The organism is Pseudomonas purpurea (assembly GCF_039908635.1).
Classification (GTDB): domain Bacteria; phylum Pseudomonadota; class Gammaproteobacteria; order Pseudomonadales; family Pseudomonadaceae; genus Aquipseudomonas; species Aquipseudomonas purpurea.
Map to the genome: position 1 here is coordinate 3,417,262 of NZ_CP150918.1, position 18,991 is coordinate 3,436,252.

The window sequence follows — 18,991 nt, forward strand, 5'->3', positions numbered from 1 at the left end:
ACAAAATGACTATCATACAGTGAAAGATATCATTCGCTTCAGCGGAATTTTTTACTTAATTTGAATCTTGTGGGGGCGAGCGAAGGAAAATGAGAATATCAGATTTTTTCAAGGAGACCGCTGTACTTCCCTCAAGAGATTTACAGCTATATGCCTCAAAGTGCTTACAGGCCTATTGCAAAGCAAAGTCGATTCAGCACCGCTCAGTCGATGAATTGATAGCTCATCTTAATAACTATCCAGAAAGAGACAACCTGGTTGACTGGGAACGAAAAGGTGCAGGGCTGTCACTGAATGGGCGCGGTGATGATATGCCGCAAGAGCTTGCCCTATTGATCTCACCTCAAGAGGCTGAGGAGTTTTCTTATGTTGTTGATCGTGCTGTGGAGGTCGGAATAGCAGATATGTATGGAGCCCCGACTGAGCGGCCAGTTAAATTTCTAGGAGAAATAGCTTTGATACTGCACAGGAACAATATTGACTTACCTTAACTATAGGAGGCGCTCATAAAACAAGCACCTTGTTCTGGCAGGCAACATAAATAAATTTGACTTGGACAGCTACAAGAAAGACCATACAGTTGCAGAATGTATACGTAAGTAGGCCAACCCCAACAGGTTATCAATCAAATGGATTTCGATCACATCATCTTTATTGTGAGCACTGATTGCTTTTCCGAAAAGCTTCTTGGGAAGAGTTTTTCTCAAAATCTTGGAACCATAAAAGAGTTCGCCAGAGAAGAAACCTTGGCTTTAATGGCCGGAGGCACTGACTATTATTACGATGCAAACTTTTCAACAGAAAGAAAACACAGATCCAAAGATATTCTTTTTGAAAAAATCTCGACCTTGAGAAATGGCCCTGCCATCCTGGGGAAGCTTATCGAGCTTGATTCGATTCTCAATGAGCGAGTTTCAAGAAACAGCGTCAGTTTGGTTGAGCGTATAAAAAACGTATCTGCAAGACTGTACTGGCTAAATGTTGACGACTTTCAAATAGAAATCACAGATTCGCTAATTGAAGCGGCCATCCAGGCTCAACACTCAGAGTTACCTTTATACACCGAAGAACCTTTTGACCGAGAGGAAATCTACAACTCGTGGGAGCATGCCTCCTCGGCCTGGGACAACTACATCAAGGGCATCATGACTGATGTTCCTGACTCAATAGGCGAGACGCTCGACAGACTGTACAACTCCCCACTGTCTTTACGCCAACTCTTTAACTGGAGAGAGAGGCTGCCAAAAGATCAGTTTTTAACGTTGATCCAAGCCATTGAACGTGAGTCTTTTTTAGAGTTAATGAACTACAACCCGGCGTCCGCATTGCTGGTGGAACCCACCATGAGGCAATTTCATGAGACTGACAGACCTATACAATAAAGTAATCAGCCAAGAACCCTACAATGACATGAATGTGTTTTTCTCAGACTATGAAAGCTTTGAAGAAATACCACTCATCTCAAGATACCGGCGATTAGATTTTTTAAAGCAGGAAATGAACGAAGATAACATTCCTGATTTTTTAATCAGCTTCTCTGTTTTCCTTTTGAACTCAATCAAGGTCTTATCCACGACAACAGAAAAAAACAAAACATTCTTCGCCATAACCTTTACAAATTTTGAGCTTTTAGATGAGAGCGGCCTCATCATACCCAACATCTTTATTTACCCCAATTCAGCCACAGAAAATTTCCTCGATGAAATACAAAACAAACACAGCAAGAATACATCTCGAGAATTAGAAAAAGTCAAGAGGCACTTCTCCAGATGCACGATGGAAACCATCTTCAACTTCTATGAAAGTAGATTTCATGACCCTGCCTGCGGTGAAGATCTTGTAAGGATTTTTGCTATCCAAAAGTCGATGACCGAGCTCAACAAGTAAGTGGAGAAATACAGATGTATGATGAACTTATTTTCGTCCACGAACAGCCATCATTGAATGATGCATATGTGGGTGGCGGGGCTTATCTACCCGTTGAACTGGCGTGGCCGTGCGCTGTCGACGGAACACCCCTTACACACCTGATTTCCTTTCCTGGAGATTGGTTTTCTAACTCACTGATGAATAATGATTACTGGATTTCCGTATTTATACCTTACCTGCCGGGAGAGGTCGGCCACTACCGAAAACTTCGCGCCGCCCATGGAGACTCTGATGCTGTTGTATTAGGTTATCTTCGTGCAAAGAATGAGCGAAATGAAGCGCCTAATAAAATGTCAGACTACGGAAAGGTCCTGCTGTCGAAAAACCCCGACTCAGATGACGATGAAAACCTGGCGTCCAAATTAGACGGGATAGATGCTTGGTTACAAGCGCCTGTCCTGTCAAACATAGGTCGTAGAAGAATCTCTATTTATGGTGGTGACCTGGACATTGCCCTGCCCCGCAACAAAGGTATACTTTCGGATGGAATGGGATATCTTTTTTTGAGTGAGGATTTTTCAAGAAAAACAGAAACTGAACAAGGTAGATTTTTCCTTCAGCTCGGCTAGTAGAAGCCAAACCAGAAGTTATTGCCCTGAAAAATATAATCAATAGCAAAAATTTATACAACGTCAGGCTTTTGCTCGCTACAAGGCAACCCATACCCGCACAACGAAACCATCATTTAAAAATATTTCAGACAAGCGTACACACCGGAATAATAAAACAACAAAGAACCACATACACAAAACCAACTCAACAAAAACAATCCTCACTTGAAAACCAGAAAAATGACCACCCCCACTATTAACATCGACGTATTTCAGTCTAGCGATAAAAAGCACCTGTTCTCACACTGTTGCTTTGTGTTTTAAACGGTCACGATTGGCGACTTTGAGCAGGCGGTCCTGGCAAAAAGTCTCGTTGCCGCTTTTGAAGACCTGATTATTCGACTGGACGGCTACACCCCAGTGAGTTGCACCTTTAACAGTATGGAAACTACCTTTTCATTGATTATTGAACGTGACTTCCCAAGCGCTCTCTTACCTTTCTGCGTGGAGTCGTTTGATGGTGACTGCGCAACATTTCTTGATATTTCCGGGGATGCTTTTCTGGTCTTGAAACCATGGAACGAGAGCAGGCTTTACTTGGAGAAACTCAGCATCCGTCAATACCGCTCAGCCATCGTGTCGAGCCTGAGTACGCTGAAGCAGCGGATGCATGATCTGGCACAAAGCGACTGGGTGGTTTGAATCTCGCCTGCCGAACAACAAGAGCCGCGCCTCCCCTCACCCCTTTTTCTTCTGTAACCCTTTCATCCGCACACTCGCCCGCTGCACTGCCGCCATCTTTTCCGGGCGCTTCATCTTCTTCCACTTGCGGATGTCGTCCTTGGTGCGCCCACAACTCACGCACAGATCTGCGCTCAGTTGGCACACGGCAATGCACGGGTTCTCAATGTCCTTGGCCATCGCTCAACCCCGCTTCGAACGCGTGCGCGCCAATCGTTGCTGCCAATCGCCACCGTTGGCCTGCCGGCACAGCTCCTCACTGTCAAACTGCACGTGGGCCGCGACCGGACCGAGGTGCACATCCGCTTCATTCAGCGCCACCTCCGTCAGCTCGACCATGCGTGTCCCCAACCCTCTAGCCAGCGCCTGGTCCTTGTTGGCCTCGGTGTCGAAGATCCACACCACCCTCAGGCTGGACGGGAACGTCGCGTAATCCACTTCGTGGGTCAACCAGGAGAAGCCGACAATTTCCACCTTGGCCGTCTCACAGGCCTCGGTCAGGGTGGCCGCGAGGCGTTTTTCGGTGCTCGCCTGTTCGCGTTTGTTGATAAGCATCAGTTGAACCTTGAATGAGCGTCGGAAAAAGCTGCCTACCTTACCTCAACGCGGCTGTCTGCCCAGCGCCTTATGCCTCACGAAGAGCCATCACTATGATATCATCTGACGCTTTCCGGCCTGGGTCCGTGCCGCCCTTCATACGCCGGGAACCTCTATAAAGAAGGCGCCGAATCGATGCGCCTCCCGCCAGCCTTGCCTGCAAATACCTGACGGCGCCCTGGAACTCTCCAGCAGCGTGCCGCTTTGATGCAAACCTGCGAATCACCTCACAGGTTGTGCCTTTTGCTGCCACAAGGAACACAGTCATGCTTTTAAGAACGATGAACATTTCCCGACGTGCTGGCCTGGCCTTTGCCTTGATCGCCTTGCTGGCGATTGGCCTGGGCGGGTTCTCCCTGGTGGAAATGCGTCGTATGAACGAGCAATCGCTGGAGGTCGACAAAAACTGGCTGCCTTCGATTGTCGCGGCTAACGGCGTTGCCCTCACCAGCACCCAAATCCGCACCCTCACCCTGCGCCTGCTGGTGGTGCGCAACCGCAACGATGTCCAGGATTTGCTCGCACGCATCAACCAACTCGACGAACGACTGGAGACCCAGCAAAAGGTCTACGAGAAGCTGATCAACCTGCCAGAAGAACAAGCGGCCTATGAGCGGTTTGTCGGTGCCAAGGTGCGCTATCTCAAGGATCAGCAGCAGGTCCTCGACTTGATGAGTCAAGGACGCAAGGACGAGGCCGTGGCCATTGTCGACGCGGGCCCCTTCCTGACCAATGCCGATGCGATGCTCAAGGATCTGCTGATCATCATCGACGCCAATACCCAGGGCGGTGAAGCCGCTGCCGCGCAAAGTAATCAGGTTTTCCAGAGCGCCGTCAGCCTGGTGCTGGTGATCCTGGGTATCGTGGTGGCGCTGACCATCGGCCTGGCCTTGCTGCTGACCCGCAGCATCGTGCGCCCCCTGAGCCAGGCTGTGACGGTGGCCGAAACCATCGCCAGCGGCGACCTGTGCCATGAGATCGTCGCAACCGGCAACGACGAGCCGGCGCGTCTGCTGCACGCCCTGCAACGTATGCAGGCCAGCCTGCGCGGCACCCTGCAAAAGATCGCCGATTCCTCCAATCAACTCGCCTCGTCCGCCGAGGAGTTGCACGCGGTGACCGAACACTCCAGCCAGAGCCTGCATCAGCAGAGTAACGAACTGGAACAGGCCGCCACTGCGGTCAACCAGATGACCGCTGCCGTGGAAGAGGTCGCGCGTAACGCCGTCAGCACCTGCGAAGCCTCGCGGGCGACCGACGAGACCGCCCATCACGGCCGGCAGCAGGTGCAGCACACTGTCGATTCCATTGGTTTGTTGGCCGAGGATGTCACCCACACCTGTCAGCAGGTCGAACACCTGGCTGGCGATGTGCGCAATATCGGCCAGGTACTGGAAGTGATCCGTTCGATCGCCGAGCAGACCAACCTGCTGGCCCTCAACGCCGCCATCGAAGCCGCCCGTGCCGGCGATGCCGGGCGCGGGTTTGCCGTGGTGGCTGATGAGGTGCGTGCCCTGGCCCACCGCACCCAGCAGTCGACCCAGGAAATTGAAACGATGATCGGCACCATCGAGCACGGCACCGAAGGCGCCGTGAGTGCCATGCGCAACAGCAACCAACGCGCCCATGCGACGCTCGACGCCGCTCGCGCCTCGGGTCAGGCCCTGGATCAGATCACCCGGGCCATCACCGCAATCAACGAACGCAATCTGGTGATCGCCAGCGCCAGCGAAGAACAAGCCCAGGTCGCCCGCGAAGTCGACCGCAACCTGATCAACATCCGTGACCTGTCGACCCAGACTTCAGCCGGTGCCCATCAGAGCAATGCGGCGAGTCAGGACCTGTCGCGGCTGGCGGTGGAGTTGAATGGGCTGGTGATGCAATTCAAGGTGTGATGCGTCTGCGCTGACCTGCAACTGCCTGTACAGAAAAAGGCGAGGTTAGCCTTAATGCCTGTCAGTTAGAGTACGAAACGTGTGGGAGCGAGCCTGCTCGCGAAGACGTCGGCACATTCAACATCAATGTTTGCGGACACACCGCTTTCGCGAGCAAGCTCGCTCCCACAGAGATTTCACTTAACTGACTGGCATTAAGGTTAGCCTCGCCTTTATCAATAAGCGCGAGCGTGAAGCATCAGCAGATATGCCCTGCCCCACGCCCAAAAAATACCCGCGGAGCCGATCCGGCTGGTATTGTGCCGCGCTGTAAAAACTAGCTGCGTGACTGTGAGGAATGGACGTTGAGTACTGATGAAAAACTGACCGGGGACCTGTTCGAAGTCGACAAACGCTTGGGGCTCAAGCCTGTCGTGGACTTCAACAACTATTTGCGCGTGGCCTTCGGCGATGGCAAATGCACCTGCAGCCGCTGTGTCAGTAGCAACGGTGACGAGACCGGCTATGAACACCAGCACACCTTCAACATCGACGGGCGAGTGATCAACCGCCGCTTCGCCTCCACGGCGGGGAGCGATGTCATGCTGATGCTGAAAAAGGCCTGGCTGTCCTATACCAAAGAAGATCTGGACGTTAACGCCAACCTGGCGCTGGCGACCGTCAAGGACTTTGTCGACCCCGAACTGCACAAACGCCTGCTACCACTGTTCCTGGCCAGTGGCCTGGTCAAGGACGTGGACGGGAATTTGCAGCTTCAGGCACAAGCTGCCTGATATACAGCCCCGTCCCCATCGCGGGCCAAGCGCCTCGCTTCAGGGCAACGTTACAGGTGTTGCCCTGCGCCGCCTCACCCGCCGCGGGTGCTTGCTGGTCAGCATCTTCGATGCCGGCGTCAAAACCATAAGCGCTGGCAATCACCTCAACGTCTGTACCGATGCAATCACGTGCAGCGGTTTCAATCTCGCTTCTGACAGTGCTTGAGCCGTACATACGCAAGGAGCGACAAGCGGTTAAACTCCCGTCCTGCGGCTCAGCCCTGAAAGGCATTGCTCCCTTTGGAGGGCGCTCGCACCTACTCAACGAAGGCGCAGTACGCACGTAGTGTGCTGTCATACACCCCATGGAATAGGCGGCTCCCATTGAATCAGTCCCTCAAACCCGGCGAGAACACAACCCTCAGCATGCCCAAAGGGAAGGTAGTGGTTACCCATGCTGCCGGCGATAACCTGGACGTTAACCTCACTGCATTTCTCGTCACCGAAACCGGCAAGGTAGTGGATGACAGCGGCATGGTTTTCTTCAACGCGCCGGAACATGCTTCAGGTGCCGCCACTTTCACCGCGCCCGTCACGCAAGGTGGCTCCGTTAGCCACAGCATCAGCTTCGATCTGTCTCGCCTCCCGGCCAGTATCACAAAGATCGCAATTACCCTGACTCAAGACGGCAGCGCCGCAGGCTTCGCCGCAGTCCGGAATCTATGTGCCCAGGTCATGACCGGTGACCAGGTGCTGGAGCTGACACCTGAGCCCTTCTCTCAGGAAACGGGCATCATCGTGCTCGAGTTGTACGTTCGAAACGGGCAACTGAAAGCGCGGTCTGTCTGGCAGGGGTTCGCCTCGGGGCTTGCGGCCCTGTGCGGTCTGTACGGGATCGAGGTGGAGGACGAACCGCCATCGGCCCCGCCTGTTGCGCCGACGCCAGCTCCGAAACCGGTCAATATCGCCAAGTCCGTTATTACCCTGGACAAACCAGGCAGCAGCCACAAGGTGTCCCTGGAGAAGGGCCCGTCCGCTCCGAAGATGATCCGGGTCAGTGCAACCTGGATTGATAATGGCGATGGACAGGACAATGACGACCTCGACCTGCGGATCGGCATCCTTCGGCCTGATGGCCGGATGTCCATCATCCAGGCACCCGACAAACGTGGTGCATTTGATGCTGATCCCTTCGTCTTCCATACGGGCGACGTGGTCAGTGCCAGTACTTCCGCGCCGGGCATAGAAACAGTGGAGATCAACCCGGCCATCTCCCAACGTATGGGTGGCAAAGTTGCGCTGGTCTGCAGTGTTTACTCAGCGGTTGGCAATGGCGCCGTCTCGGTGGCCTCCCTGAAACCGAAGATGCGAATGGAATACGGTGATCAGGTAGTTGAGTGCGCTTTTGAATTCAAGAGCGGGTTCTTCAGCAGTGCGATCTACACCTACGTGATCGGCCTGATCGAAATCGACCTGGATCACATTGAGTTGAGCCCGTCCGGCGCAACATCCAAGACGGGCAGCGAAGCGACGCCATGGCTTACTCGTAAGGGTGAAAAACTCCAACTCACAATGGATGGCCCCCATGTGTTTAAAGGTCACCCCATCGATAACAGCGGCAAGAAGCAGTACGTCTGAGTCGGTGTAGCTGACACGCGCCACTTGCAGGGTCGACGCCACGTGCCTGAAGGACGTGGCGCAGACGCTGCGGTCGATGTCAGCCATTCGCAGCCATTTGCTATCGACCCAAACCGGGCGATCAATGCCCGCTCAGAAAGCCAGAGCACCGGCCTGGTGTTACTTCACGACCTGATACTCGACAGGTATATCCGCAACCTTTGTATCGCCCCAGTCCTTGAGTATTTCTCGATACGCATGAGCTGTATCACCAGGCTTCTCAAAAAGGGTCAGGGTGGGTGTTTCATCGCATGTGGTGTGTTTGCGAGGACGCTGGAGCGTGCGGCACTTATTGCTGATCAGTGCTGCACTTAATACGTTGTCTTGTGGGCCTATGATGATGGCCGCCTTTTCCGTACACGAATGATAGCGACAACCTGCAAACAAGATTGTCTGGTCAGAAACTGTCGTTTTTTGTGGGGTATCAGGAACACTCAGAGCATCGAAAACCTGCTCCCCCGTGAGAGAGGAACTCCCGGTGTATTCACCGCGCATGCCACCAAAATAAACCTCCACGGATTTTTTGTAGTGGGTGGGTGGTATCCAGGGGGCAGCCAGGCACGGGTTGGTCGCTGACAATAAACTGACCGCAAAAAATGCAGTTGCGGTGATTCGCACATTCATCACTTGATCCTTCAAACGTACCATGACGCGATTTGGCAATTCTATCGCTCGCGCCGCGGCGGAGTCGCTTACTTCCTCCTCCAAAGGGATGTACTGCCTGACGTTATCTCGGTAAGGAGGCCTGCACTGTCGTAGTGATAGAACCATTCATCTTCGCCGGGCCACCCGTTGGCAATGGCTCGACCGGACAGGACCGTCCCCATGGAAGAGTACGTATAAGCAAATACGGAAAAAGCATCGCGGGCGCTAACCTCCCTCAAAATCTGACAGATACCGGTTACCTGCCGCTCCAATGGCGGATGAGACATACAAAGGCGCGTCAAATAGCATGAGTACGACTTGAGGTGATTAACATGAGCGAAATAAAAATCGTATACCCCGACGGGTACGATGAGCTTGCAGCGTTTGAGTCTGAAAAAAAGGCTACCTGGAAGGTGTTGAAGTTCACTTCGAAGGCAAACACATTGCGCTGAACTTTTACGATGCTGCCAGGTTTGTTCAAGAGTTGGAGTACGAAGTGGACCATGACGAGTTTTGGTACCTTCCAAGAACAGTCATTGTGAAATCAGTTTCAAGGAAGAACATTGAGTCCGCCGCCACAAGCATCATTCAACGAATGACTGCCTGAGCTCTTGCATTCAGTCGACAGGTTTTATCGTGACAACGACGCTATCGGCTGGCTGCGGGAGGTTGCAGACAGAGCAATCCCGGCCTATGTTCCAAGCCTGACATTGCCTGCGTATGGTTTGCGATGGCTCACCGCAGGTACGGATTCCAGCAGAGAGGTTAAGACATGCCGAACGACCCCCGCCCTGCCGTGCTCGGACTGATCGGCAACACGCCACTGGTGCGCGTCAGCCGATTCGATACCGGCCTGTGCACGCTGTTCCTCAAACTCGAATCGCAAAACCCCGGCGGTTCGATCAAGGATCGTATCGGCCCTGGCGATGATCGACGCCGCCGAGCGCGATGGTCGCCTGAAACCCGGCGGCACCATCGTCGAAGCCACTGCCGGCAATACCGGACTCGGCTTGGCCCTGGTCGGCCGCGCCAAGGGATACCGGGTGGTGTTGGTGGTGCCTGACAAGATGTCCACCGAGAAGGTCCTGCACCTCAAGGCAATGGGCGCCGAGGTGCACATCACTCGCTCCGACGTCGGCAAGGGCCATCCTGAATATTACCAGGACGTGGCCGCACGGCTCGCGCAGGAGATTCCCGACGCCTTCTTCGCCGATCAGTTCAACAACCCGGCCAACCCGCTGGCCCACGAGTGCAGCACTGCGCCGGAGATCTGGGCGCAAACCGAGCATGATCTGGACGCCATCGTCGTCGGCGTGGGTTCCGCCGGCACGTTGACCGGGCTGACCCGTTTCTTTCGCCGTGTGCAGCCGAACCTGGCCATGGTGCTGGCCGATCCGGTCGGTTCAGTGATGGCCGAATACAGCCGCAGCGGTGCCCTTGTCACGCCTGGCTCCTGGGCGGTGGAGGGTATCGGCGAAGACTTCATTCCGTCTATTGCCGACCTTTCCAGCGTGCGCCGGGCCTACTCGATCAGCGATGAGGAAAGCTTTGATCATGCCCGCCAACTGCTGCGTGCCGAAGGCATTCTCGGCGGCTCTTCGACCGGCACATTGCTGGCGGCGGCCTTGCGTTACTGTCGGGAGCAAACCGAGCCGAAACGAGTGGTCAGCTTCGTCTGCGACACGGGCACCCGCTACCTGTCGAAGGTTTACAACGACCAATGGATGAACGATCAAGGCCTGCTGCAGCGCAAACGCTATGGCGATCTGCGCGACGTGATCGCACGGCGTTTCGAGGATGGCCGGGTGATCAGCGTCGGCCCCGACGACACGTTGCTTACCGCCTTCCAGCGCATGCGCCTGGCGGATGTGTCGCAACTGCCGGTGCTGGTGGCCGGCGAGCGGCTGGTCGGAGTGATCGACGAATCCGACATTCTGTTTGGCGTGCATGAGGACACTTCGCGCTTCAGTACGACTGTAGCCAGCGCGATGACCGACAAGGTGGAAACCCTGCCGCCCGGCGCCAGCCTGGCTGAACTGGAAGCAAAACTCGACCGTGGATTAGTGGCGATCATCGCCGATGCCTCGGGCTTCCACGGCCTGATTACCCGCGTCGACATGCTCAATCACTTACGGAGATCCCTTGCATGAGTCAGCACGATGAAACCGCCGCGCCACGCGCCTTTGCCACCCGCGTGATTCACGCCGGGCAGGTGCCGGACCCGTCCACCGGGGCGTTGATGCCGCCGATCTACGCCAACTCCACCTACTTGCAACAGAGCCCCGGCGTGCACAAGGGCCTCGACTACGGGCGCTCGCACAACCCGACACGCTTTGCGCTCGAGCGTTGCGTCGCGGACCTCGAGAGTGGCACGCAGGCTTTCGCCTTCGCCTCCGGGCTGGCGGCGATCTCCACCGTGCTCGAACTGCTCGATGCTGGCTCGCACATCGTCTCCGGCAATGACTTGTATGGCGGTACGTTCCGCCTGTTCGACAAAGTGCGCCAACGCAGCGCCGGGCATCGCTTCAGCTTCGTCGACCTGACCGACCTGGCGGCATTCGAAGCGGCGCTGCAAGACGACACCCGCATGGTCTGGGTCGAGACACCGAGTAATCCCTTGCTGCGCCTCACTGACCTCGCCGCCGTCGCGCGCATCTGCCGCGAGCGAGGCATCATCTGTGTGGCCGACAACACCTTTGCCAGCCCGTGGATACAACGCCCCCTGGAGCTTGGCTTCGATATCGCGCTGCACTCGACGACCAAATATCTGAACGGCCACTCCGACGTGATCGGTGGCATCGCAGTAGTCGGGGCGAACGTCGATCTGGGCCAGCGCCTGGGATTTTTGCAGAACTCGGTGGGCGCTATCGCCGGCCCGTTTGACGCGTTCCTGACCCTGCGTGGAGTAAAAACCCTGGCGCTGCGCATGGAACGCCACTGCAGCAACGCGCTGGAGCTGGCGCAATGGCTGGAGCGTCAGCCGCAAGTGACGCGCGTCTATTATCCCGGCCTGCCGTCGCACCCGCAGCACGAGTTGGCGCGGCGACAGATGCGTGGATTCGGCGGGATGATTTCCCTCGACCTGAACAGCGACCTGGCCGGCGCCAGGCGTTTTCTGGAGAGTGTGCGGATTTTCGCCTTGGCCGAGAGCCTGGGTGGAGTGGAAAGCCTGATCGAGCACCCGGCGATCATGACGCACGCCAGTATCCCCGCAGAAACCCGGGCACAGCTCGGTATCGGCGATGCGTTGGTGCGTTTGTCAGTGGGTGTCGAGGATGTCGAGGACCTGCGCGCCGACCTGGCCCAGGCGCTGGCGCGGATATGAGCAATGATTCGATTCTGTGAATGGTCAGGGTTTCAACTCGCCTGACCCCAGACACGAACACCTTCGAAGAGCGGCGGATTGCTCCAGTTGACCGTTTCATTGCCCGGCACACCGCACCACCTCATCATGTGAGCCCTCTGCTCCGCCAGAGAACGACGGTTCGCAAAGCCCTGGGACCTTCCCGGGGCTTTTTCGTTTGTGCGTCGCTTTTGCATTTCTGTGCGACAGATCCCACTTCAGGGGCTCCCCTATCGCTCCCTCGCGGTGTTAGCTTGGAAACGTTTTGTTTCATCTATCCGACGCTTCTTACTCACTACCTGCAAAGGAATGCCCCCAGCAATGGACTTCTCACTCAAGCACCTGGCCGCGACAACCCTGATGTTGGCCAGCCTTTCGTCGTTCACCACGCTAGCGCACGCCAACATCACCCCACAACAGAGCGCGACCATCCTCAAGACGTTCAGTGACGCATCCGTCATGGACTTCAGGCAATTCCTGGGGAGCCTGGCCAAGAGCGACCTTGCGAAAACTGACGGCCTCGGCCCGGCAATCAGTGCCTTCCTGGGCAACAAGACCCTTACCCCTGAACAGCAGAACGACATCCATCGCCTGCTTGGCATTTATGCACGGCTGAAATACGGCAACGCTGCCACCGAGACGCTGCGTGAACTGGTGGCGATCCCGACCTTCCGCGTGGACGGTGTCGCTCAGCACGATAACCCCGAGTTCATCAAGATCGCCGATAAGATCAAAAGCCTGGCCCAAGCCTTCAATCTGAACTTTCGCAACATTGATAACCGCGTCTATGAAATCTCTCTCGAAGGAGGTGGCGACGAAGTCGTGGGCATTCACGCTCATGCCGATGTGGTGCCCGTGACTCCCGAGAACTGGGTCCTGAAGGACGGTACCCGCCTCGATCCGTTCAAGGTCACGCTGGTCGGCGACCGCATGTATGGCAGGGGCACCGAAGATGACAAGAACGGCATCGTGGTGACGCTCTACGCCATGAAAATCATCAAGGACGAGAAGCTGCCGCTGGCCAGGAATTTCAAACTGCTGGTAGACACCACCGAGGAAACCACCGGCGACGCCATTCCCTATTACTTCGAACGCAACCCGACACCCAACTACAACCTGGCGCTGGATGGCGGCTACCCGGTGGTGATTGCCGAGAAAGGCTACGGCACCGTCATGGCGACCTTTGCCCCGCGTAACGCAGAGGGTAAAGGCGCCGAAATCATCTCGATGACGGGCGGCCTGGCAACCAACCAGATTCCGTCGACTTCGGTCGCCACCCTGGTGACTGACAAGCCCGCCGAATTGGCCACCAGCCTGCAGAAGGCCGGTACGGATTACGCCGAACGCAATGGCGGTAACTTCGACGTGACCGCCAAGGTTGCTGGCAAGGACGTCAAACTGACGGTCACTGGCGTTTCCGCCCACTCCTCCGAACCCGAGTCAGGCGTTAACCCGGTAGCAAGGATGCTCGACCTCATCAACAGCCTCGATGGAACCGTCGCGCTCAAGCACAACCACATCACCGACGCCGCCCGCTACGCCGCCGACAACTGGGGGCTGGACTACCTTGGGGGCAAGTTGGGGGTCGGCTTTTCCGATACCTTCATGGGGCCGCTGACGACTTCCCTGACCTATGTCGGGATGGATGACAAAGCCTTCAAGCTCGCGGTCAATCTACGCGTGCCGGTCGGCAAGTCCCCGGAAGCGCTCAAGACCGAAATCGCCGACAAGCTTGGCGCCTGGAGCAAGAAGACCCACATCGCGCCGACCTTCGACTGCTCGATCGCCGAACCGATGTACCGCAACCCTGAGGGCGAATGGGTCAAGGCCCCTGCTGGCCGTGGCCAGTGAAAACCTCGGCATGGAACACACGTTCGGCACCTCCGCCGGCGCCACCTCGGTCCATGAATTACCCAATGGCGTGCAGTTCGGCCTGGCCAGGCCCGAGGTCAAGTACACCGGACACACCGACAACGAGTTCAAGACTGTCGAGCAATTCCTGCTGGACCTGCAGATTGTGACCGAAATGCTGGGACGCATCGGGCAGTTGCCGAAGCTCTGATCCACCCTTTCGGACCCGCTATTCTAGCGGGTCCGGCTCTTTGGTCGTCAACCTCAACGACAGAGAGCCTGTCCAACGCTGGCAAAACATCATTGGTGAACTCTAAAAAACATACAAACCAAATAAGTACCCGCAACAGAGTCCAAACAATAACTTATGCGGCAGCGCAAGGTTACATCTAAAAACCTTACATGACACTTCACTAAAACTCACATGACGTGCGAACTCCATGAGCACTTTAAACGTCAAAAACCTTTCGGCAGATCCATGAGTACTGATAGGTTTTCTCTTCCGCTCTGTGGGTTCGACGCCTGTAACTCCCCCAGTCCTGACCAGAGCAATAAGTGCATATTCCTGCTGTTTGAATTTGCGTACGATCCAAACCGGAGGCTTCTAGTAAGTAAAGACAATAAAGCGTGAGATCAAACCAGGCCTCGTCATGACTGGCTGGAGCTCGACGCAAGTTTCCAGCCAATTCCGACCGTTCGCGTGCACTTGACCAAGGTGCCTGTCTGCCACGCCATAAATGCCCATGTACCTGCTCTATTTGATCAACAAGGGCCCTGCCTACTTCATAGCAGCATGATTGTATGGCGGGGCCAATCGCAATCTGCAAGTTGTCTAAAGACACACCAGCGAGACGGAAAGCACTGAAGGAATTTTCGATCACCCCTGCCGCCAAGCCCTGCCAACCACCATGTATGGCGGCAACGAACGCATCCGTTTTAGAGCCTATGAGAATAGGCAAGCAATCTGCGGTCACGATGCCAATAGGCCGCGCTGTGCGAGTGAACATCGCATCCCCGGCAATAACTCCTGTCGCCTGCTCATCATCTACCTCAATGACAGTGGCACCATGTTTCTGAGCACAATGAAAAAGGCCCGCAGGTTGACGAGTGTCCCTCACTCCGCCGAATGAATGAGCGACCGGTAGAGCGTTCAGGTTATCGGCGAAAAAGGCCATTCGCACCTCACGTTTTAGAATCTTACAGATAGGTTATAGCGGCACGACAACACGGAATCAACAGTGAATGTACTGTAGACAGCCGCCATCAAGTGCAAAAAATAATGCGGGTAAACATTCATCGTCCATTGTGACGATCCCTGCATAAGCCATGCCAGACTCAACTACCAAATCTTGTAGGTGCAGCCTGGCTGATCAGCATCTATAAAAACTCCCCTACAAAAAGCGCGCCCTGAAAATCCTGGAGACATTGACAGAGGTCCTATGGCACAACAAATAGAAAACTTCAAACTACGTTGTGGGAATGTAGATTTGCGTGGCCAGCGCTGGGGGTGCAAAAACCCAAAAAAAACAGTCTTGATTATGCACGGCGCCGGCACATCAAGTAGCAAAGGTTTTTACAATCTTCAAACCTATTTGCGCAGCCATAATTATGATTCGATTACATTTGATTTTCTTGGGCATGGCGATACGGGGGGGAAACTGCAAAATTCCAGCCTGGAGAGAAGAACAGAACAAGCATTAGCCGTCGTCCATAAGTTTAACCTGCATACAGATCTCAACATCATCGGTTTCAGCATGGGAGCGCACAACGCGCTGCATATTGCCGCCCAGGCTTCAGCGACCCGATTGGGACTGGCGATACCCGCGGTTTACTCAGAAAAGGCCGAAAAAGTAAAATTCGGCCCATCCTTTACTTCGTGTATTCGCCGCCACCGAAGTTGGGAAGACAGTACATGTTTTTCCATTATTGAGAATTTCAAAGGCAAACTGCTCATTATTTCCGCCGAAAAAGACACCGTCATTCCTGCTGAAATCCCCTGCAAACTTATTGAACGAGCAAGAAACTGTCTTAATGCTGAACACCATTGCATCCGTCATGCAGGTCACGATTTGGGCACTCATTTCAGCAAACACCCGCAGAGCAGACACCTGACATTAAATAGCATTCTAAGATGGCTGGCGTAAATTTATTATAAGGCTCGGCAATGAAAAATACATTTGATGACCTCTATCTATACTTCTCGGAAAGCTATCTGACGCATGAAAGAACCAAAAAAGAATGCGATCTGATTGAGCAGCTTTGCCGACTCAAGAAGGGTGATCATATACTTGATATTGGTTGCGGTCATGGCCGGATAGCCAATGAACTAGCGCGCCGAGGCTACCGCGTGACCGGCATTGACTGGAGTCAGAGCGCATTGGATTTAGCTGCAAAAAATGCGTGCGCCGAAGACCTTGATGTCTGCTATGAAAACAAGAACTTTCTGGAGACGGTCTGGACGGATGAGTTTGACTGTGCACTGAGTTGGTATACCTCCTTTGGCTATACGGACGACGAGGCCTGCAACTCGCAATTAAGAGAAATTCACGCCTCGTTAAAAAAAGGCGGGCGTTTCTTGATTGACCACATCAATCGAGAACGCTGCCTGAAATATCTTCCAGCTTCAAGTGTTCAAGAGAAAGACGAGAACTTCATGATCGACCACTTCAACTATGATGCTGAAAATGGTCGGCTTCAGATCCGGCGCCGTTTCGTCAAGGATGGAACAATAACAGAAGCCCCTTATAGCATCCGTTTATTACCCTTCACGGAGATCAAGGGCTGGATGAGGCATGCAGGATTCCAAAATATCGAAGGGTATAACATCCAGGGGCAGCCCTACAGAATTGATGGCGAAAGAATGATTCTGACTGGAGTTAAATAACTCATGAAGTTCATTTTTTCAGAGTCAAACCCAGACTATAAAAACTACACGTTCCCTTACGCCGTTTGGGCCGTCCCGGAATCTGCGGCGGAAGTCGTTGAGCTCTACGAGCGTGGTTTCTTACCTTCACGCAAACCCAGATTCTGCTTGACCCGAAGCACAAGGATAGCGCTCGACAGGTTTGAAAATAGCTACCGAAACCGGCAAACGCTCAAACTCTGCGAGGATGTAGAGGTGACACTGGTTGCAATCTCCGACTTCGCCATGACTGACCCTATCAAAGCGATGTGTCTGCAATGTGCAGAATTAAGATTTGGTGCAGGTGTGGTTGATGAGCCGCGATTTACTCGAATCCTGAGTCCGGACAATGCCACACATGTCATGCATTTCGCGATCAGCAAGGAAACGGTTGGCCTGGTTACCATGAATGTCGCCAATCAAATAGCACATTATAATTTTGCTTTTTATGATATCACCCTGCCCAAAAAATCTCTGGGCACTTTCATGATGACTACGACCATCAACTACTTCCAGGCACGCCACTACACTCACCTCTACATGGGCACATGTTACGGTCGAAACTTTCTGTATAAAACACGCTTTCAAGGATTTGAGTTCTTCAATGGCGCTCACTGGTCATCAAATATAGATGAACTGGAGTTCTTGATTGATCGCCCCCAACAGGCAAGACATCTATTTGAGTCAAGTGATTACTTGGACAAATTTCACTCAACTGAACTTAATGTCGAAGCCGTAGAGTTAGGCTACCGATACCTGACCTCCACCGCGCCTGGTTTAGCGATAAAAGTCGAGACTGAACAATGAAGCAAATTTCAGCCCCGTTGTACGCTACCGCTATATTTTTTTCAAGAACCGGCACTGGCCTGTTCTTTTTTATTAATACCTGGATCGTCATTCATCTGACAGGAAATGCCGCTGGCGCAGCAATAAGCCTTTTGATTGCGGTGATTCCCAGTATATTTCTTTCAATGATAATCGGCAGCATCGCGGATAAATTTCCAGCGATAAAACTTGTACTTTCTTCCGAAATCACGCGTTTTCTAATACTTTTTGTATACGCTTCATTATTTATCACAAATCACGCCACCCCGTTGCTTGCTTATTCAGTCAGTTTCCTGATGTCAATCTGCGCAGAGATACAGTTGATGTCCTGGCGCGTTATTTTGGCTAAACACACCAGCCAAGAGAACAACTTCAAGCTCAATGCGCTCTCCGTCACCAGTGGCCAGGCAGGCGTCGTGGCGGGTGCAACCTGCTCCGGCATATTTTTTGTATATTTGGGTGCGGCGCTTACGATTTATATCGCCAGCAGCGCTTTCTTAATATCGAGTATCTGCGTTGCCTATCTGGCAAGCGCCCTGCATACGCCACGCCCTATAACAAAAACCAAGATAGACGTGCTGAGTTCGATAACCTATCACCTGAGATCGATACGTGATGGCTTTCAGTACATTACCGGGCAACCGAACCTTATCGGTTACTACCTTTTAATATTGTTGAATATAAATATCTTGTACATGTCAAATGCATTGCTGGCGCCATTTGTTAAAGGCCCACTCAATCTCAACGCTGAAGCGTATGGGAAAATTGACGCTGCTTACTCTATTGGCGCCATCGCGGGGGGGTTAATTATCGTACGACTCACTCGACGATTGGGAGCATTGCGAATCACCCTGCTTGGGCTGGCAATCCTGGCCTTGTCGCTGTTCAGCTTTGCTCGATCCGATGCGTTTCTTATAGCCTTTTGCTCATACATCGGTATTGGACTTGGGTGTCAAACCTCTATTGTCAGCCTTAGTCGTGCGCAAAGAATTACCGCCTCCGAACTTCACGGTAGATCTTACGCCACTTTCAACACTATCACCGGTTGCTTTGGTGTACTGGTCTTTATGTTAAGCACTCGATTCACCACACATGAAGAACTACGAAACATCTTTGAATACCAAGCCATCGCTGTGGCAACGGTTCTATTGGCAATAGGCTGTACAAAAAGGTTCAAAAATGCCCTGAGAACTGAATACAGCGCCTGACATTCGATAGAACGAAAACTTTGAACTCGCATTCCCTGCCACAGGGAGGCTCATGCACGCTTGGTAAGCATT

At 53.6% G+C, this 18,991-nt stretch carries 18 protein-coding genes and 2 pseudogenes; 15 read left to right on the forward strand and 5 right to left on the reverse strand.

Annotated elements, in window-relative coordinates:
- The first annotated feature begins 89 nt into the window (after positions 1-89).
- The 5 genes from AABM54_RS15440 (at position 90) to AABM54_RS15460 (ending at position 3,182) form a co-directional block, all read left to right on the forward strand.
- A complete protein-coding gene (locus AABM54_RS15440; protein WP_347900847.1) occupies positions 90-491 on the forward strand; it encodes a hypothetical protein in 402 nt (133 codons plus the stop codon).
- Positions 492-629: 138 nt separating this feature from the next.
- A complete protein-coding gene (locus tag AABM54_RS15445) occupies positions 630-1,382 on the forward strand; it encodes a hypothetical protein (RefSeq protein ID WP_347900848.1) in 753 nt (250 codons plus the stop codon).
- The gene (locus AABM54_RS15450; RefSeq protein ID WP_347900849.1) at positions 1,357-1,887 is read left to right on the forward strand and encodes an Imm15 family immunity protein; all 531 of its coding nucleotides are present in this window, start codon (positions 1,357-1,359) and stop codon (positions 1,885-1,887) included. Before AABM54_RS15445 ends, AABM54_RS15450 begins: the two co-directional genes overlap by 26 nt.
- Positions 1,888-1,901: 14 nt before the next feature.
- On the forward strand, positions 1,902-2,498 hold the full coding sequence (locus AABM54_RS15455; RefSeq protein ID WP_347900850.1) for a hypothetical protein: 597 nt from the start codon (positions 1,902-1,904) through the stop codon (positions 2,496-2,498).
- 441 nt (positions 2,499-2,939) lie between these two features.
- Entirely contained in the window at positions 2,940-3,182 is a 243-nt protein-coding gene (locus AABM54_RS15460) for a hypothetical protein (protein WP_347900851.1), read from the forward strand.
- Between the two features lie 36 nt (positions 3,183-3,218).
- On the opposite strand, the gene AABM54_RS15465 is transcribed toward AABM54_RS15460, so the two are convergent.
- Both AABM54_RS15465 and AABM54_RS15470 read right to left on the reverse strand, forming a co-directional pair.
- Positions 3,219-3,401, reverse strand: a complete 183-nt coding sequence (locus AABM54_RS15465; protein WP_347900852.1) for a DUF1289 domain-containing protein — start codon at positions 3,399-3,401, stop codon at positions 3,219-3,221.
- 3 nt (positions 3,402-3,404) lie between these two features.
- Positions 3,405-3,776: a hypothetical protein gene (locus tag AABM54_RS15470; protein ID WP_347900853.1), complete on the reverse strand. Its 372-nt coding sequence runs from the start codon at positions 3,774-3,776 to the stop codon at positions 3,405-3,407.
- Between the two features lie 308 nt (positions 3,777-4,084).
- Here AABM54_RS15470 and AABM54_RS15475 point away from each other — a divergent pair, with 308 nt between their 5' ends.
- A complete protein-coding gene (locus AABM54_RS15475) occupies positions 4,085-5,713 on the forward strand; it encodes a methyl-accepting chemotaxis protein (RefSeq protein WP_347900854.1) in 1,629 nt (542 codons plus the stop codon).
- A gap of 344 nt (positions 5,714-6,057) precedes the next feature.
- A complete protein-coding gene (locus AABM54_RS15480) occupies positions 6,058-6,486 on the forward strand; it encodes a hypothetical protein (protein WP_347900855.1) in 429 nt (142 codons plus the stop codon).
- Here AABM54_RS15480 and AABM54_RS15485 read toward each other — a convergent pair.
- The gene (locus tag AABM54_RS15485; RefSeq protein WP_347900856.1) at positions 6,440-6,853 is read right to left on the reverse strand and encodes a DUF5713 family protein; all 414 of its coding nucleotides are present in this window, start codon (positions 6,851-6,853) and stop codon (positions 6,440-6,442) included. The genes AABM54_RS15480 and AABM54_RS15485 overlap by 47 nt on opposite strands.
- Here AABM54_RS15485 and AABM54_RS15490 point away from each other — a divergent pair.
- A complete protein-coding gene (locus AABM54_RS15490; RefSeq protein WP_347900858.1) occupies positions 6,853-8,106 on the forward strand; it encodes a TerD family protein in 1,254 nt (417 codons plus the stop codon). The genes AABM54_RS15485 and AABM54_RS15490 overlap by 1 nt on opposite strands.
- Positions 8,107-8,265: 159 nt before the next feature.
- Here the strand turns inward: AABM54_RS15490 and AABM54_RS15495 are convergent, their stop codons facing one another.
- A complete protein-coding gene (locus AABM54_RS15495) occupies positions 8,266-8,769 on the reverse strand; it encodes a hypothetical protein (RefSeq protein WP_347900859.1) in 504 nt (167 codons plus the stop codon).
- 793 nt (positions 8,770-9,562) lie between these two features.
- Here AABM54_RS15495 and AABM54_RS15500 point away from each other — a divergent pair.
- The 3 genes and pseudogenes from AABM54_RS15500 to AABM54_RS15510 all read left to right on the forward strand — a co-directional run bounded on the left by AABM54_RS15500 (position 9,563) and on the right by AABM54_RS15510 (position 14,195).
- Positions 9,563-10,940 (forward strand): annotated as a pseudogene (locus tag AABM54_RS15500) (pyridoxal-phosphate dependent enzyme).
- Positions 10,937-12,115 carry a PLP-dependent aspartate aminotransferase family protein gene (locus AABM54_RS15505; protein WP_347900860.1) on the forward strand — a complete coding sequence of 393 codons (1,179 nt, stop codon included), beginning with the start codon at positions 10,937-10,939 and terminating at the stop codon, positions 12,113-12,115. Before AABM54_RS15500 ends, AABM54_RS15505 begins: the two are co-directional and overlap by 4 nt.
- Before the next feature lie 339 nt (positions 12,116-12,454).
- A pseudogene (locus AABM54_RS15510) lies at positions 12,455-14,195 on the forward strand (dipeptidase).
- 238 nt (positions 14,196-14,433) lie between these two features.
- Here AABM54_RS15510 and AABM54_RS15515 read toward each other — a convergent pair.
- On the reverse strand, positions 14,434-15,159 hold the full coding sequence (locus tag AABM54_RS15515) for a polyphenol oxidase family protein (protein WP_347900861.1): 726 nt from the start codon (positions 15,157-15,159) through the stop codon (positions 14,434-14,436).
- Between the two features lie 264 nt (positions 15,160-15,423).
- Here AABM54_RS15515 and AABM54_RS15520 point away from each other — a divergent pair, with 264 nt between their 5' ends.
- The 4 genes from AABM54_RS15520 to AABM54_RS15535 are packed head-to-tail and all read left to right on the forward strand — an operon-like array spanning position 15,424 to position 18,919.
- Positions 15,424-16,128, forward strand: a complete 705-nt coding sequence (locus AABM54_RS15520) for an alpha/beta fold hydrolase (protein WP_347900862.1) — start codon at positions 15,424-15,426, stop codon at positions 16,126-16,128.
- A gap of 20 nt (positions 16,129-16,148) precedes the next feature.
- Positions 16,149-16,868 carry a class I SAM-dependent methyltransferase gene (locus AABM54_RS15525; protein ID WP_347900863.1) on the forward strand — a complete coding sequence of 240 codons (720 nt, stop codon included), beginning with the start codon at positions 16,149-16,151 and terminating at the stop codon, positions 16,866-16,868.
- Between the two features lie 3 nt (positions 16,869-16,871).
- On the forward strand, positions 16,872-17,693 hold the full coding sequence (locus tag AABM54_RS15530) for a hypothetical protein (RefSeq protein ID WP_347900864.1): 822 nt from the start codon (positions 16,872-16,874) through the stop codon (positions 17,691-17,693).
- On the forward strand, positions 17,690-18,919 hold the full coding sequence (locus AABM54_RS15535) for an MFS transporter (RefSeq protein ID WP_347900865.1): 1,230 nt from the start codon (positions 17,690-17,692) through the stop codon (positions 18,917-18,919). The genes AABM54_RS15530 and AABM54_RS15535 overlap by 4 nt, the downstream gene beginning before the upstream one ends.
- Positions 18,920-18,991: the final 72 nt, after the last annotated feature.

Excerpts from the sequence above, each read along its gene's own strand:
- AABM54_RS15505 (WP_347900860.1), top strand. The coding sequence starts at position 10,937 with ATGAGTCAGCACGATGAAACCGCCGCGCCACGCGCCTTTGCCACCCGC.
- AABM54_RS15445 (WP_347900848.1), top strand. The coding sequence starts at position 630 with ATGGATTTCGATCACATCATCTTTATTGTGAGCACTGATTGCTTTTCC.
- AABM54_RS15520 (WP_347900862.1), top strand. The coding sequence starts at position 15,424 with ATGGCACAACAAATAGAAAACTTCAAACTACGTTGTGGGAATGTAGAT.
- AABM54_RS15475 (WP_347900854.1), top strand. The coding sequence starts at position 4,085 with ATGCTTTTAAGAACGATGAACATTTCCCGACGTGCTGGCCTGGCCTTT.
- AABM54_RS15440 (WP_347900847.1), top strand. The coding sequence starts at position 90 with ATGAGAATATCAGATTTTTTCAAGGAGACCGCTGTACTTCCCTCAAGA.
- AABM54_RS15535 (WP_347900865.1), top strand. The coding sequence starts at position 17,690 with ATGAAGCAAATTTCAGCCCCGTTGTACGCTACCGCTATATTTTTTTCA.
- AABM54_RS15455 (WP_347900850.1), top strand. The coding sequence starts at position 1,902 with ATGTATGATGAACTTATTTTCGTCCACGAACAGCCATCATTGAATGAT.
- AABM54_RS15530 (WP_347900864.1), top strand. The coding sequence starts at position 16,872 with ATGAAGTTCATTTTTTCAGAGTCAAACCCAGACTATAAAAACTACACG.
- AABM54_RS15485 (WP_347900856.1), bottom strand. The coding sequence starts at position 6,853 with ATGGGAGCCGCCTATTCCATGGGGTGTATGACAGCACACTACGTGCGT.
- AABM54_RS15525 (WP_347900863.1), top strand. The coding sequence starts at position 16,149 with ATGAAAAATACATTTGATGACCTCTATCTATACTTCTCGGAAAGCTAT.
- AABM54_RS15450 (WP_347900849.1), top strand. The coding sequence starts at position 1,357 with ATGAGACTGACAGACCTATACAATAAAGTAATCAGCCAAGAACCCTAC.
- AABM54_RS15515 (WP_347900861.1), bottom strand. The coding sequence starts at position 15,159 with ATGGCCTTTTTCGCCGATAACCTGAACGCTCTACCGGTCGCTCATTCA.
- AABM54_RS15495 (WP_347900859.1), bottom strand. The coding sequence starts at position 8,769 with ATGAATGTGCGAATCACCGCAACTGCATTTTTTGCGGTCAGTTTATTG.
- AABM54_RS15470 (WP_347900853.1), bottom strand. The coding sequence starts at position 3,776 with ATGCTTATCAACAAACGCGAACAGGCGAGCACCGAAAAACGCCTCGCG.
- AABM54_RS15465 (WP_347900852.1), bottom strand. The coding sequence starts at position 3,401 with ATGGCCAAGGACATTGAGAACCCGTGCATTGCCGTGTGCCAACTGAGC.